Source organism: Vibrio sp. ED004, from assembly GCF_023206395.1.
Taxonomy (GTDB): Bacteria; Pseudomonadota; Gammaproteobacteria; order Enterobacterales; family Vibrionaceae; genus Vibrio.
The window spans coordinates 3,428,789-3,443,670 of sequence record NZ_CP066149.1; the positions used below are offsets into that span (position 1 = coordinate 3,428,789).

A 14,882-nucleotide genomic window follows, 5' to 3' on the forward strand; every position below is an offset into this window, starting at 1 on the left:
TTCAAGCTTAAAAAGCGAATAAATTCGAAAAAGACATAGCCATTTACGCGGCAAAGATAAGCGGCACGGTGTTAGCTCCATACTTGGGTTGGCTTGTTGATTGGTGCTATGCGACATGGTACTACAGGTTCGAACAAGACGATTTAGCTTATCCATTCTACAAATCTGCTTATGAAAGTGCGAGATATTCGGTAGGTCAGTCCCATTATGCGTTGGTTAATCAATATATTGAGAGTTGTGCAAAAAACGGTAAACGGAGAGAGTTTAATAAAGCGGTTGCTTGGGCATACTACATCGGTCTTAAAGTCCGATGAATTCGAGATGGCTATGTTAGTGATCAGGCAAATGCCGTTGAATTCGGCTATCAAATGTTTTCTAGACCTTGTGCAAGGTATGCGATTGTTTAATATGATGCTGCCATTGCGGCAGCACCGTGTGCTTTTGTAGTCAACACTTCGGCTAATTGGAGCGTAAAGCAAAAGCCCCATCAGAAAGCCAAATACGGCCTCAGCTCATCAAAATTCCCTAAGATGATTTGTTGGCCTTTGGGGTTCGAATTCAACACATTAATATCGATGTTATAAGCATCCAGAACATAGCGAACCAATGCTGCGTTCGTCGGTATTGTCAGGGTGCCTTTTTCCATACCGTAGTCGTGTGCAATCACTTTGGCCTGGGCTTCGGTCAATCTTGAGTCGGGGATTAACTTAATAGATAGATGAGTATTCCAAAACTCATCTTGTTCTTTCCCTTTTATTTTTTTTGTCTCGAGAGTTGGAATACCTCGAATTCGGCTCAGCACGAAATCTCGATAACCTTCTGAGTGTTCACAATAAGCTCGAACATGCCAGCGTAGTGGTGTACAAACGAGTGTATGTGGAGAGATAATCCGTTCTATTTCTTCACCATTTTTCAACGACGTGTAGCTTAAATCGACACGTTTCTTCTCTCTTATAGCTTGAACCAGTGGGCGTAAAATTTCAGGTGCGATGTTACGTGTCACCGGGCGGACCATTGTTGTATTTTCAAAGCCCATATCAAGTTCTTTAAATGTGATGGTCATATCTTCACTTCTCGAAAGAATGTGCAAATATTCATCAGCATGGCCGCTTGTTAGGCGTGGAGCAAAGCAATCATTGGGCTTATATCCTTTCAACTGCTTATCGTAGACAAGGTTGCCTGGCGCTAAATCGGTTAGGTAGGTGTTGATGTCTTTAGATGCTTGCTGCCTACCAATACCAAAGCTCTTAATCAGGTGATTGGTTGTTAACCGCCCCTCCCACAGCGCGATGATTTCTATCATTCTGTAGCGAAATAGTAGATCCCACCGAATTGGCCATTTGCTCATTATCAAATTCCTGTCTAGTTATGCGACGTGTGTATGTAATCAGTATTTACCTGTCGTTATTAGCGTCATATTATTGGGTCTGCTGTAGTTAAGTCAATGCAAGGATTTGGACATGCTGAAATGAAACTTAATCGATATCTCAATAAAATCTCACAGGGAGATTCGATCAACTTAGAGTACTTCCTCAAGTCTTTGCCATTCTCAGACATCAATGAATGGCGGAAAATTTATCGTGCAACTCGTCTCAAGAGTGGTCATCAATTGGAGATACTCGATGAAGAGCGGCATCTCGCACTTTATGAGCCAGAGGTATGCGATAGAGTTGCAGCATCTAACTTGGGGCGCTCGCATGATTTCCCTAGTAACTTTGCTCACGTTTTGGTTTTGAACAGCACCACTAAATCACTGGTTCCGTTTGTTACTGTATCCGATATTGATGGTTTCAAAACCCACGGTAGCCTCATGGGCAAACGAGCAGTCCTTATAGAGAATATTGAGAATTTCTATCGATATCGAGAGTTCCTAGAGCTAATTGGTCATCCATCATTAGCTGAAAATTCAGACATCATTTTTGGTGCAGGCAACCAAATATGCCACTATTTGAACCGACCATTTTTATCTACTTATGATGAAATCTATTGTGCTCAAGACGTTGAATTGGGGGGGCTGACTGTGTACGGAACTCTCAAAAAGTCACTTCCTCAATGTGAATGGCTTGCTCCAGTAGATTGGGACGTATTTCAAAACAAATTCAAACTCAAACCCAAAAGTGCAGATCACTTAGCTAAAGCGATAGAACTGGCTCGAAATCTTGGCTTAGACTCAGAAGCCGATCTTATGAACAAAACTCGCTTATTCCTAGAGCAAGAGGCTCTATTACCCGAAATACGACAGGATTCCACCGATGTTTAACAATCCAATAGATAATCTTCTAATCAGTATATCGCGCTTGGTTGCAGTAGATAGTGCCGGCGTTGCAATTGCAGAAATTGACCTGCGTGAAGGAGGGATTCTTATCGGTGGAGGGAACATCGGTAAAACTTCCATTCTGAACGCCATTCGACTCTTTTTGCTGCCAGAAGAGAACTTTAAAGATTCAAAAAATAAATTTGGCTTTTCAGATAAAGAAGGCAACTTTTACTCCAATGATGAGTGTTTTGAGCATTACTTCCCAAGCAGCACCAGCTTCCTGATTTTGGAATGTGACAACTACCTCGGCGGGCCAATGCCCCATTGTCAGATACTCTATCGTGGTAACTCTGATAAACTCGATTATCGTCGTATGTTCACATCACTTCGGTATGCGCAAATACGTCATCTTTTTTGGGATGACAACGTTGGGGATGATGGCATTGGTGGCCGGGTGGATGATTTATCACCCAGCAAAGTGCAGGCTTTTCTAAAGCGTGAAGATAAGCACTTTAAATCATTAGTACGCGCTTCCGCGATTAAGGAAGTGATCTATGCGAATCAACTACTCGATATTGATGCGATGCGTTTTTGTTTATTTCCCCTCAACTCAACCAAAGATGCAGATGTTGATGCTTTTCGCGCACTCGTTCGCTTGCTATTTGATATGAAAACAGGATCAGATGCGGTTCGTTTGGCTGTGGCCAATATCATTGAATCGAGAAAGAAGGAGCGCAAAGACGAGCTCAATTTTGATATTGATGCTTTTATTAATCATAACGACATGTTGTCACGTCGCGAGCTAATACTCAAAAAAATTGAAAGCCTAAGACCTGAGTACGAAAAGCTTGCCATCAGTCATCAGCAATTAGTAAGCAATAAAAATGCTGAAGATGCGTTGATGCAGTACGCTATGATGATTGACAGCCGAATCAATCAAGAAAACCAAACTCTTGAGCAAGAAGAGACACAGTTAACGTTACAGAAAGGAAAAGTACGGTCGGCCAAAAAAGCGTGTGATGACACGGTCGATAAACAAAAGACACTGAAAGGTGGGGTTAAAGTACTCGTTCGTCAGCAGAAGAAACTCGATGAGATTGTGCAAGAGACGGATCTTATCCTTAACATCTACGATAAAAGTGAGACGATAGACGACATTATATCAGGCCACCGTGAACACCTAGATGATAGAAAAGAAGCGTTAAGATTAAAGGAAGATGCAGAGGCTCTACAAACTGAATTAGAAACCCTCAAGCAAGAAGTTTCTAACCTTAGCGAGAGTGAAGCTCGCTATCAAGCGTCGGTCAATGCTCAACAATTCAAGCTGTTTAACCAGTTACCTGAAAGTGCTTGGATGAAGTTAGCAGCGGTTAATGAGGAGTTGGCGGACTCTAACCCCGCAAGAGTGTTATCCTCATCTGAGAGGCAGGCAATTGAGTCATTTACCGATTTATTAGAAGAAAAACAGCAGCACTACGCACTTTGGGACTTAACGTTAGAGTCCATCCCAAGCATAAATCGAGAGTCTGACCAAATTCGGTTATCTAAAGTACAAGAGGCCTTAGAACAAAAACGCAAGCGAGTCGCAGAACTCAGTGCAATGGGTAATCAATCCCGCATTGAGCGAATTAAAGAAATTACGGCGCTTAAAACGGAAATCAAACGTACTGAAACTGAAATCAACTTGCTAAAAGCATACACAAATAATGCAGATCAGCTTCAAGAGACTAATAAAGAACTAGCGGAAGCCGAAGAAGCGCGTGAGTCGTTACAAAAACAGTTCGATGTACAAAATGATCTGTGGGTACAAGAGAAGCACTCGTTTGACGCACAAACTCACAAATTAACCGAGAAAAAAGAACAAGTAGAAAAATTAACTGGACGCAGCATTAGGGTCAAAGCGGAACTTCAGGCGCATCATCTGCCAGTCAGTGATTTCTCAGTTTTACCCGATCAAACCCTCGACCTTTCGGAAGAAACACTACGAGATCGAATTGATGCTCTACACAAAAAGCGTCAAGCAAAGACCGAAATTACCGAAAAAATCCAAGGTTTTGTCAGAGCACAAGTGCTAGAAAATGACGATAAGTTGATGCTCTCGCACCTAGATGACGAGCTTCTAGAACACGCATTTCACCAACTCCAAACTCGCTATCAAGGCTTAGATGATGAGTTTGATATTCTGCGTAAAAACTTTATTGAACATAAGCACACTGTTCACGCCATCATCAATGAATTAAAAAATAATCGAGAATTAGTTTTCCAGTTTGAACAGAGTATTAACCGTGCGTTTGAAGGGTTAGAGATCAATGACTTGTCACAGGTTGAAGCCAAAATCAAGGTTGAGGCGCGATTTGATGACCTAGTGAGGGAAATCGAGTTTTTTGATACGCACTCAGATCAAAAAGCCTCGGAGCAGTTTATTGAACGCCTCAAAGCTTTTAGCAAGAAGTTTTTCCCAGAAGGCAAAGCCGCGCTGCTGACCATGGAGCAGATCGTCTCTGGCATTAGCTATAGAGTTAAAAAGCGTGGTCAAAATGGTTGGGAGAGCAAGTCACAGTCCACCTCTACTATCATGCTGATCAATATCAAGCTGGTGGAAATTTTGTTGAGCCGATTAAGAAATAGCGCTTGTGCAACCCAATTTCCACTAGTGATAGATGAAGGTGCTTCGGTGGATAGTTCACAATTTGATTGGCTGTTGCCAAATATGAAAAAAGCAGGCTTTCGAGTTTTAAGTGCTTCTACTAACTCGGCATCCAGTGAGATCATCTTTAAGTTTGGTCAACATTTTCGTTTGGATTCGATGCGCACTTCAAAACCCTACGATGAAGCTCGGACCATCGCTTATACAGGCATACCAGAAAGCTTTGTGATAAAAGGAAGTGCGCTGGATAGAGAGCAACTCGATATGTTTGGAGAGGCAGATGAGTGATAAAAGACTTCTGACCATCCCCACGTTTGCCATTATGCTTGAACATCATACCATAATGAGGGATGTGATCCGGACAATGGATGAGGGGGGTGAGCCTTATGTAAGAGAAGCGACCTTCATCTCTAGGTTGCACCGATACATACAAGGGCAAAGCAAAGATAAACAGAAACAATTACGTACTGCCTTTTCTACCGATAACTTGTTAGCGACCCATATCTTAGTCGACAAAGATGAGTTTGGTGGTGAAAGTCGCCTGATCTTTGATCGAGCCGTGATCGGGGTGTTTCGTCTCTTTGATCGTAGCTTGTTTCAAGACCTGACAGACGTAGCGCTCAAAGTCCAGTTAGGAGGCATACGCCTACTTTTAGAAAAGCTTCAGTCGGGCTCAATGCTGTATAGCGATGGCAACTTAGATTTTAAGGAGCTAATTGATGAGTTGTTTCATCAATTAAGTGAGCTTCTAAACAGCATTCGTTTGAACTTGGTAAAAATGCAAACGATCAATCAGGAGCTCAGTGATGCGAGTGAACTTGCCGCCAAATCGGAGAACCCACAAGTGTTCTCACTCCTCCAACAAGAGTCGATAGAAAAAATATCGCTCTTGCTATCGAGGCACATACTGCCCACGCGACAATTTTTGGATGAGAAAAGTCGGTTGAAAGATGGGCCGAACTTGTTTGAGTGTCTGCAAAGTTTACGCAGTCAATTTGAGCGCCATCAAGATCACCCACGGGCGAACGCGATGTTGAGATATGAGGTGAGCTTTAACAGTTTTCACAAACAGATCAGCAAAGTATCGCATTCAGTAGACCAGTTTTTGGCCCGTTCCAAAAAGCGTCTTCAACAGTTTAATGCCATTGAAACGGCATTTGGTGATTTAGTCAAAGAGCTCGATGCGACAAAGCACAACCTAAAACGCAGCCAGATAGGTGGGCAATTTGCTCGTGATAACGGCACCTTTATGGGGTTAATGCAGCAAGCAAGACCCAAAGTGCTTCGTATCAGTAGTTCAGAAGCCTACCTCAACAATGTAGTGAGTGATATAGATGCGCGAGTTGCGGATAAAGGCCTGCTAGATCAGGGCCGTTATGTTGAGTTAGTCAGCACTAAAGATGATTCCACGGAACGAAGGCTCGTTCGCGCAGAGCAGATCTTTGAATTGGTGAAACAGATGAAAATGGCCGAATATCAAGATCTCACGCTCTCACTTCATAGGCGCCTCAAAGAACATCTGGTTGACTATCATTTTGTTGACCTACTGGAAGGGCTTAACTTCCTATTACGCAGTGAAGCGATGCTTGATGGACACATACTTAAAATGACTAATTTCCGCCAACGCATTACCCAAAGCGACACTATTTATCTATACCGTAAAATTCGAACAGAGCGAGTAACTAATCCATGACTCCATTTTCTCAAATAAGCATGGTGAAAAGCCAGCAGATATACACTACATTCGTCAATGGTAAGGTTATCACTAAGCAAGCTTATGACCTTTACCAGCAACGTTTTATTGAGAGTCCGCTTTATACCGAACTTTATAATAACCTAGAGCACTTTATACAGCTTTACCTACACATTGGTTTCACGCTCAATTTCAATGTAGAAGGGGAGTTTTTCTATATCAGTCGTAGTGAGGTAGAAGAAGACGCAGACACCAATGCCACCAAAATTCAGGCTATGTTATTAATTATTGCCCGCTACTGGGTAGATAAAGGTTTTGACCTCGACGATCTAACTACGCCGGTTCTTGGGCTCGGGCGTACGGCACTAGAAGAGATTGCAGAGCAAACCATCTATGACGATATTCGACAGGCGCTTGGAATCGAAACTTGGGAAAAGGCCATAAACTATCTTGCAGATCGAAACTTTCTCTACCCTTGCGGTGATAAGCATTACGTTCTAAGTTCAGCCGGAATGTATTTTTTGAACTTACATGTTGAGAAATACTCAGAAGATCAGTAAGAGTGTCAATTAAAAGCTCGAGTGGTTTTATTTCTAATCATCTACCAGGTGTTTGTGAATCAACTCTTTATTAACAACCCAAAGCCCACTAAATGTGGGCTTTGATGTAGATGTTGTACCGTCTTCTAAACTAACCTCGAATGATCATTTGCTCGCGCTCAGGACCTACCGATACCATTACAATTGGCACACCCATCAACTCTTCGATACGAGTTACGTAATCTTGTGCGGCTTGAGGAAGGCTCTCAAACGTGCGGCAACCCGTGATGTCTTCATCCCACCCCGCCATATCTTCATAAACAGGTTTTAGTTCAGCCGTTTGTGGCCAAATTGGGTTCTCAGTGTGTTCACCTGAGTAAGCCGTACAAATCTTAAGTTCAGACAAGCCAGACAGGCAATCAATCTTAGTCAGTGCGATTTCAGTCGCGGCTTGCAGGTCAACACCGTTGCGAGTTGCCACCGCGTCGAAGTAACCCATATCACGTGGGCGACCGGTTGTTGCACCGTATTCGTTAGAGCTTTCTCGGAAGCTGTCTTGCTCTTCCATTGCAGTTACTAACGTGCCGGTACCAACAGACGAGCTGAAAGATTTAGCAACTGCAATTACACGTTCAGGACGAAGGGCAGGTAGACCACTACCAATACCTGCGTAAGCGGCAGTAACATTGGAAGACGTCGTCCAAGGGTATTCACCGTAGACAAGGTCACGGCCTGCACCTAATTGAGCTTCAAACAGTAGGTTTGCGTCTTGTGATTGCAGTGCTTTAAGTGGCTCAGTCACGTTGCAGATGAATGGGCGCCACGCTTTAGTTACTTCAAGTAGCCATTCTGTCATTTCAGAAGCGGTCTGAGAGAAGTCACATTGAGGGTATAGCGCTTTGAGCTGAGGCATTTTCCAATCAAGCAGGAATTGAATACGCTGCTCTAAAATCTCAGGCTGATTTAACCAACCCACAAGAATGCCTTTCTTCATCACACGATCGCCGTACGCTGGCGCAATGCCTTGATGTGTCGAACCATAAGCGCCATCGCCTAAACGCTCTTCTTCAAGCGTATCTTCAAGAGCGTGCAGAGGCAGACACAGTGTCGCACGATCTGAAATCGCCATTTTCACTTTGATGCCAGCCGCTTGTACTTCTGCAATCTCTTCAGTTAGCGCAGCAGGGCTGATCACCATGCCAGGGCCTAGAACCGCAGTACAATCAGGATTAAAAATACCACTAGGTAGTTGGTGCAGTTTGAATGTACCGAAGTCATTTACCACAGTATGACCTGCATTGTTTCCGCCTTGGAAACGAATGCTAGCAGAAGCTTGGTCTGCTAAAAAATCGACGATGCGGCCTTTGCCTTCATCACCCCAGTTTGCGCCCACAACAACGATAGATGGCATAATTTTTCTCCTAACTGATTGAGAAATTATGTTAGGCCTACAAGGTGGATAAGAGAAATTAATTATCTTTATGATCTTGATAAGGATCCCATATGTTTTTTAACGTCTTACCCCACAAGCGAGATTCCCTATCACGTTCGTCCCTCACTGTAGGGAATGACGCGGAACGGTTATTCCTTACAGGAGGAATGTCGGGGTGGGGTCATCCCTCACTTTGTGGAATAACGATAACTAGGATAGAAACTTTAGAATAGCCGTCATTCCAGAACCGAGGAACGAGGTATCAGGAATCTCAAATCATAAGCAAGATTCCCTATCACGTTCGTACCTCACTGTAGGGAATGACGGGGTGGGGTCGTCCTTCACTGTAGGGAATGATGAGATCACTTCATTGCAAAACAAATAAATACCATCATTGAGTTTGTTTCAACTAGCCCACCTCGCGTGGGCTTTTTTGTGCCTGCAAAGCCCAGATTTTACTGCATGAATAAGATCTGAAACGACCTAGCGCTGACCATCAACTATTTGTTCCGCAAATCAGTGGTTCAAAATTCGGCATTGACAAAGTTTGACAATCAAACTAAATTTCAATTAATTGCTTTGATTATCAAATTACTTGCAAATCAAAGGGCTTTATTAACAACGCTCATCTAACCACAAACACCAGTTAAGGACGCTATTTTGAGTTTTCCAATACGTCATCAACACAACTTTTCTTCACATAACAGCCAAGGTGAGAAACGCACGTTCTATGTTTTGTTATTGACCGTCGTTACCATGGTTGTCGAAATCGTTGCGGGTACTATTTATGGCTCCATGGCATTGCTTGCTGATGGTTGGCACATGGGGACGCACGCTGCGGCGTTTGGCATTACCCTATTTGCATACCGTTATGCGAAGAAACATTCCGAGAGCGAACGCTTCTCTTTTGGTACCGGTAAAGTCAGTGTGTTAGGGGGCTACACCAGCGCGATTGCATTGGGGATTGTGGCATTGTTGATGCTGGTGGAATCGGTGCATCGCTTATTTAACCCACAAGCGATTCAGTTCAATGAAGCGATCATCGTTGCTTGTATTGGTTTAACTGTAAATGTGGTGAGTATGTTTTTACTTGGCGATCACCATCATGATCACGATAGTGAGCATGGTCATAAACATGGTGAGCACCACGGACACCATCATGACCACAATTTACGCGCAGCCTACATGCATGTGTTGGCGGATACTCTAACTTCGCTGCTTGCGATCGTCGCACTGCTATTTGGTAAGTTTTACGGTTGGAACTGGTTAGATGCAGCAATGGGAATGGTTGGCGCATTCGTGATTGCTAAGTGGACGATGAACCTAATGAAACAGACAAGTCCAATCCTGCTGGATGAGAATATCGACCAACATTATCGCGACTCAGTGACTGAAACCTTAACGCCTTATGCGTCGGTCACTGATTTCCATATGTGGAAGGTGAGTGGGCATCACTATTCAGCAGCGATTACTCTTGAATCAAACAGTGATAAAACCGTCTCTGAATATAAACAAATGCTCGCCAAGTTTGATAAGATTAATCATCTTACTCTTGAAGTGCATTCAAACGACCATGCGAAATATAGAACAGCTTAACCAAATACTGACCGAGTTCTACGATAAAATGTCTTCGTGGGAGCAGTCTGTTGTCAAAGAGACAGGTTACTCTTTGGCTCAAGTACACACCATTGAAGTACTTGGTATGCATGGCGCGTTAAGAATGAAAGAGCTCGCTGAAAAGTTGGGTATCACCACGGGTACGCTTACTGTTCAAATCGAAAAGTTGGTTAAAGCTGAATTGATTGAGCGCCATGAACACCCAACGGACCGTCGTGCAATTGTGGTGGCATTGACCGATGAAGGTCAGAAGATCCACGTTCACCATAACCAACTCCACTTGAATTTGGTTAATGAGCTGACGCAAGACATCGAAGAAGACGAAAGAGCGGTGTTGTTGAAGTGCCTAACCAAGATGGTGAAAGCGTTTTAGTCAGCCTTAAGTTCAAACACTCGCTGATTCGCTATAAGGCGATTGACTAGAAATCTAAAAATGGACCTGACTCGAATTGAGTAGGTCCATTTTTATTGCCGTTTCCGCTCGACTATACAATCACCACTCGATGGGTTCACCGTTTGAAAATCAAGTCGAAATCTCCAATATTGCTCTTCGCTCGTGCTCATCTGATGAGCCAAAAAGTGTCACCTATAACTGGTAGGTCAATAATTGACCAAGGCGTTTTAATTCAGAGCCTTACATAGCAGTGCATTCAGGCCTTCACACCCCGTCAAATAGCTGTCTCTCACTTTTATCATTCAACTAATGTATATGTAACTTATTTGTGTTATTGATAAATTTAACTTTAGTGAGTAGTCTCATTCGTTGTTTAAATGCAATTGAGAACGTTATAGCTAGTGGACTCAGAAGCCACAGTTTTAGACGCTCATTATCGGTAAAAGCCATAACAATAATCAATTCGCACGAGTTGGGTATCCATTCTTCGATGCGATTCATTTAGATACTCATAGTTAATTTAGTAAAGACGAGCCACGTATATGAACATAAAGAAAAAGCTCTATTCGCTGGGGATGTTCTCCATCTTCGGCATGATTTCATTGCTGTTTACCACATCGCAATTTGCAGACACCACAGCTCAAATGAGTGAAGCCAAACAAATCACCAAAGATCTCGAAGTGCGATTGCTCAACCTTCGCCGTAACGAGAAAGATTTCTTACTGCGTAGCGATATGAAATACCTCGACAAGTTCGACGTAAACTACAACAAATTCTTAGCGTCTGAATCTGAGCTAGATGCTGTGCTCAGTGAGCTAGGTTTAGCCAACAGCACACATCTACGTGAAGACATCGAAACTTACCACACTAGTTTTGTTAACTTAGTTAAAGCGAGCGAAGTCTATGGGCTAGCGCGTGACAAAGGCTTGCTAGGCGAGTTTCATGTTTTGCTCGATAACATCAGTGCGACGGCCAGCGCTGAACAAAAAATCGAGCTTTACTTGTTCAATGACTTAATTGAAAAAGGTAACTTCGATCCGAGCGTACTTTCTATCACTTCTAACATGAGTAGTTTTCGGCAGCTTTGATAGACGCTGCTCGCCAAGTGGTTGAACAGAAAAGAGTGATAGGTTTACAGCATAACGAAGGATTGTTAGGTGAAGCGCGCTCTGGTTCACACGTTATCGAGACTCAGTTTAAAGAGTTCTCTGCGGTGCTAGACCAACAAACGCAGCAAGAGATGGACAAACTGTCGCTGATTAACAACATCCTTTGCGTCACGTTACTTGTCTCGATCATTCTGTTCAGCTGGTTAATTGTCCGTTCTATTATCGGCAAGATAGAGTCGTTACTCTCGGTGATCCGCAATATCGTTGATTCAAACGATGTGTCTATTCGCTCACACCTCGATGGTAAAGACGAACTCAGCACGCTAGGTCAATAATTCAACCAATTGCTTGACCAACTGGAAGGGCTTATCGCAGCATCTCAGTCTAAATCACTGCAACTGACACAAAGCACATCGAACATGCATGACGAGTTAGAATCAGTAATCAAACAGTTTGAAGTGCAAGCTAACCATACCTCTACCATGACAACCTCAGTGCAAGAAATGGTACTCACGATTGGTGAGATTTCAGAAAGCACATCGGTTGCGGCTGAAGGTGTACATCAAGCGAAAGTTAATGCCGACAAAGGCCGCGAAGTGGTTGTCGACACCATCAGCAATATTACTCAGTTGTCTGAACGCCTTTCAAGCAGCCAAGATTCGATCAGCTCGTTAAACCATCATGTTGATCAAATTGGCGATGCAGTCAACATCATTCAAGGCATTGCAGAACAAACCAACTTATTGGCATTGAACGCAGCCATTGAAGCAGCGCGTGCGGGTGAACAAGGTCGTGGTTTTGCCGTTGTTGCCGATGAAGTAAGAGCACTGGCTAGCAGAACGCACCAATCAACCACTGAAATCACCAGCGTTGTGACGGCAATTCAAAGCCAAATGAACGCTTCGATGACCGAGATTGAGAATGTAACCAACAAGGCCAACTGACTCTGAAAGATTCTGAAGAGCTCGATGCGAGCTTGCAACTTATCTTGAGCGATATGGAGAACATCCAAGGTAACTCAGAGCGAATTGCCTCTGCGATTGAAGAGCAGGGTGCAGTAATGGCGCAAGTGAGCGACTCAATCACCGAGCTGAATACCATTTCAAACGACAACAATGCTTCGGCGCAGCACTGTTTGGTTGAAGTGGATAAGGTCGCAGAACAAGCCAACGACATGGACCAAGCGGTCGCACAGTTTAAGACTTCGTAAACATTCAGAGCAAACTAAACCAAAGGCGTGGATCATCTGCGCCTTTTTGTGGCTGAGATTCAACTAGTTAAATGACGACAATAAAAACGGCCCGATCTGGGGGAAGATCTGGGCCGTGATATTACACCTTAATAAGGATAATTACTTATTTCGGCCTTCCAGCACATCCAGTGCCAGTTCAACCGCTTTATCAATATTATCGCATCCCGCTAACTTACCTGAGCTGATAGGACCAAGCACATTAGCGTATAACGAGAGCTGCTTGTTAAATGGCAGGCTCAACTGCTCATATAAACGCTGGCGAATCTCGGCATGTTGCTCAGGAGCATGAGCAGCAAGGCTTTTCAAAGTGTCATAAACAAGAGTGGTGGTAGTGTTCATTGGTCTCTTTATCATTAAGTGGGATGCGCTTATTTTATAATCTTTTTCATGTTCTTTTACTGTGATATATGTCATACAATATTATTAATGTTTTTATCTTTTGAATCTAATGAGAATAAGGCATTCCAAAATAGACTTAAGTATCTGTGAAATATAACTAAAATAATGACAAACTATCGAATAGACGAACGTATTGGCGCGTTTCTGGCAAACGGTTAAAGCTATAGGAAGAGGAACAACATGCACTACGACGTATTCAACGGAGACGCAGATGGCATAATCGCGTTGTTACAGCTGCGATTAAGTGAGCCAAAAGAGAGCGTGCTCATTACTGGCGTAAAGCGTGATATTAAGTTGGTTTCTCAAGCCGTGTCCCAAATCGCAGAGCAGGACGATCACGCGAGCGTAGACTCTGTCACTGTGTTGGATGTGTCGATGGAGAAGAACACCTGCATTACAGTCGTTGCTCGATAACGATATAAAGGTGTTTTATTGCGATCATCACCGCACGGGAGATATTCCTCAATCTAAGTACCTTGATACGCTGATTAACACAGCTCCGGAATGTTGCACCAGTTTATTAATCAACCAAAAGCTAAAGGGTGAGTATGTTGCATGGGCAATTGCGGCGGCATTTGGTGATAACTTAAAAGCGGTAGCGACACTACTAGCAACAGCTAGTGACTTTGACCAATCCCAAACTGACTTTTTAGAAGAACTGGGTACGCTCATTAATTATAACGGCTATGGCTCGTCGTTGAGTGATTTACACTTCACGCCAACTGAGCTTTACCAAGCTCTTTATCAATATTCGAACCCGTTTGATCTCTTGGATGATAAAGACTCCGTATTTTTCAACTTCGTGCCGCTTATCAAACTGACAACCAACAATTATCAAACCTAACCCCAATCTACGAGAGTGACGTCGCGCGAGTGTTTGAGTTGCCAGGGGAAACTTGGGCAAGGCGTATTAGTGGAGTCTTTGGGAATGAAATCGTTAATCAAGATCCAGATCGAGCGCAAGCCGTATTAACCCAAAACCAAGATGGCGAATCTTATACTGTGAGTTTGCGAGCGCCGTTATCTAATAGAATGGGTGCTGATGAAATTTGCTCTAGTTTTGATACGGGTGGTGGGAGAAAAGCCGCAGCTGGTATTAATCAGCTTAATGAAAATAATAAGATGAATTTTATTTCCAAAATTGAGACTTATTATTCATCTGTTGGCGAATGAATGACCTGAAAGTTTAAGATTTAAACCGCCCAAAAGTATGCTTTATTACTTTGAACTTCAATTCCTGACCTAAACCTCTAGCATATTTCAAGCTATTGGTGCTCATTGATTTTAGTGATGTCACTCGCAATGTAAAACTTCCTGTCGCCAGTGCTAGCGGGGTCTGCGAAGGTTGGTTTTCATTTTTCAACTCAACATTTTTTACCGATTGGATTATTTTAGAAGTTACTTAATTACCTCGGTGAATTAAGTGGCTTAATTTATTTTTCTGATAAATAGTTTGAGCGATAAATATCTATTTTTAGCATTCTAATTTGAATGAAAAGTCAAAGTCATATTGATTCTAATATTCAATCTGTGACTTAAAATC

The 14,882-nt window shown here is 43.0% G+C and carries 9 protein-coding genes and 2 pseudogenes; 8 read left to right on the forward strand and 3 right to left on the reverse strand.

Going from position 1 to position 14,882, the window contains the following annotated elements:
- Positions 1-487: 487 nt before the first annotated feature.
- A complete protein-coding gene (locus ITG10_RS15460) occupies positions 488-1,348 on the reverse strand; it encodes a WYL domain-containing protein (RefSeq protein WP_017631166.1) in 861 nt (286 codons plus the stop codon).
- A 120-nt stretch (positions 1,349-1,468) separates the two neighbouring features.
- Here ITG10_RS15460 and ITG10_RS15465 point away from each other — a divergent pair, with 120 nt between their 5' ends.
- Genes ITG10_RS15465 through ITG10_RS15480 form a run of 4 tightly spaced genes read left to right on the forward strand, consistent with a single transcriptional unit; the run spans position 1,469 to position 7,157 of the window.
- Complete coding sequence (locus tag ITG10_RS15465; protein ID WP_248386481.1) at positions 1,469-2,260, forward strand: hypothetical protein; 792 nt, start codon at positions 1,469-1,471, stop codon at positions 2,258-2,260.
- Positions 2,253-5,192: a hypothetical protein gene (locus ITG10_RS15470; RefSeq protein ID WP_248386482.1), complete on the forward strand. Its 2,940-nt coding sequence runs from the start codon at positions 2,253-2,255 to the stop codon at positions 5,190-5,192. The genes ITG10_RS15465 and ITG10_RS15470 overlap by 8 nt, the downstream gene beginning before the upstream one ends.
- Positions 5,185-6,597 (forward strand): hypothetical protein, encoded by a 1,413-nt coding sequence (locus tag ITG10_RS15475; RefSeq protein WP_248386483.1) that lies wholly within the window; start codon positions 5,185-5,187, stop codon positions 6,595-6,597. Before ITG10_RS15470 ends, ITG10_RS15475 begins: the two co-directional genes overlap by 8 nt.
- A complete protein-coding gene (locus tag ITG10_RS15480; protein WP_017629835.1) occupies positions 6,594-7,157 on the forward strand; it encodes a hypothetical protein in 564 nt (187 codons plus the stop codon). The genes ITG10_RS15475 and ITG10_RS15480 overlap by 4 nt, the downstream gene beginning before the upstream one ends.
- 130 nt (positions 7,158-7,287) lie before the next feature.
- Here the strand turns inward: ITG10_RS15480 and ITG10_RS15485 are convergent, their stop codons facing one another.
- Positions 7,288-8,547 carry an adenylosuccinate synthase gene (locus ITG10_RS15485; RefSeq protein ID WP_017629834.1) on the reverse strand — a complete coding sequence of 420 codons (1,260 nt, stop codon included), beginning with the start codon at positions 8,545-8,547 and terminating at the stop codon, positions 7,288-7,290.
- A gap of 681 nt (positions 8,548-9,228) precedes the next feature.
- Here ITG10_RS15485 and dmeF point away from each other — a divergent pair.
- The 3 genes and pseudogenes from dmeF (at position 9,229) to ITG10_RS26335 (ending at position 12,898) form a co-directional block, all read left to right on the forward strand.
- Positions 9,229-10,164: a CDF family Co(II)/Ni(II) efflux transporter DmeF gene (gene dmeF, locus ITG10_RS15490; RefSeq protein WP_017629833.1), complete on the forward strand. Its 936-nt coding sequence runs from the start codon at positions 9,229-9,231 to the stop codon at positions 10,162-10,164.
- Positions 10,142-10,558, forward strand: a complete 417-nt coding sequence (locus ITG10_RS15495; RefSeq protein WP_017629832.1) for a MarR family transcriptional regulator — start codon at positions 10,142-10,144, stop codon at positions 10,556-10,558. Before dmeF ends, ITG10_RS15495 begins: the two co-directional genes overlap by 23 nt.
- Before the next feature lie 614 nt (positions 10,559-11,172).
- Positions 11,173-12,898, forward strand: a pseudogene (locus ITG10_RS26335) (methyl-accepting chemotaxis protein).
- 141 nt (positions 12,899-13,039) lie between these two features.
- Here ITG10_RS26335 and ITG10_RS15520 read toward each other — a convergent pair.
- Positions 13,040-13,279, reverse strand: a complete 240-nt coding sequence (locus ITG10_RS15520) for a PAS factor family protein (RefSeq protein WP_004733935.1) — start codon at positions 13,277-13,279, stop codon at positions 13,040-13,042.
- Between the two features lie 240 nt (positions 13,280-13,519).
- On the opposite strand from ITG10_RS15520, the pseudogene ITG10_RS15525 reads away from it, so the two are divergent.
- A pseudogene (locus ITG10_RS15525) lies at positions 13,520-14,512 on the forward strand (DHH family phosphoesterase).
- Positions 14,513-14,882 lie beyond the last annotated feature (370 nt).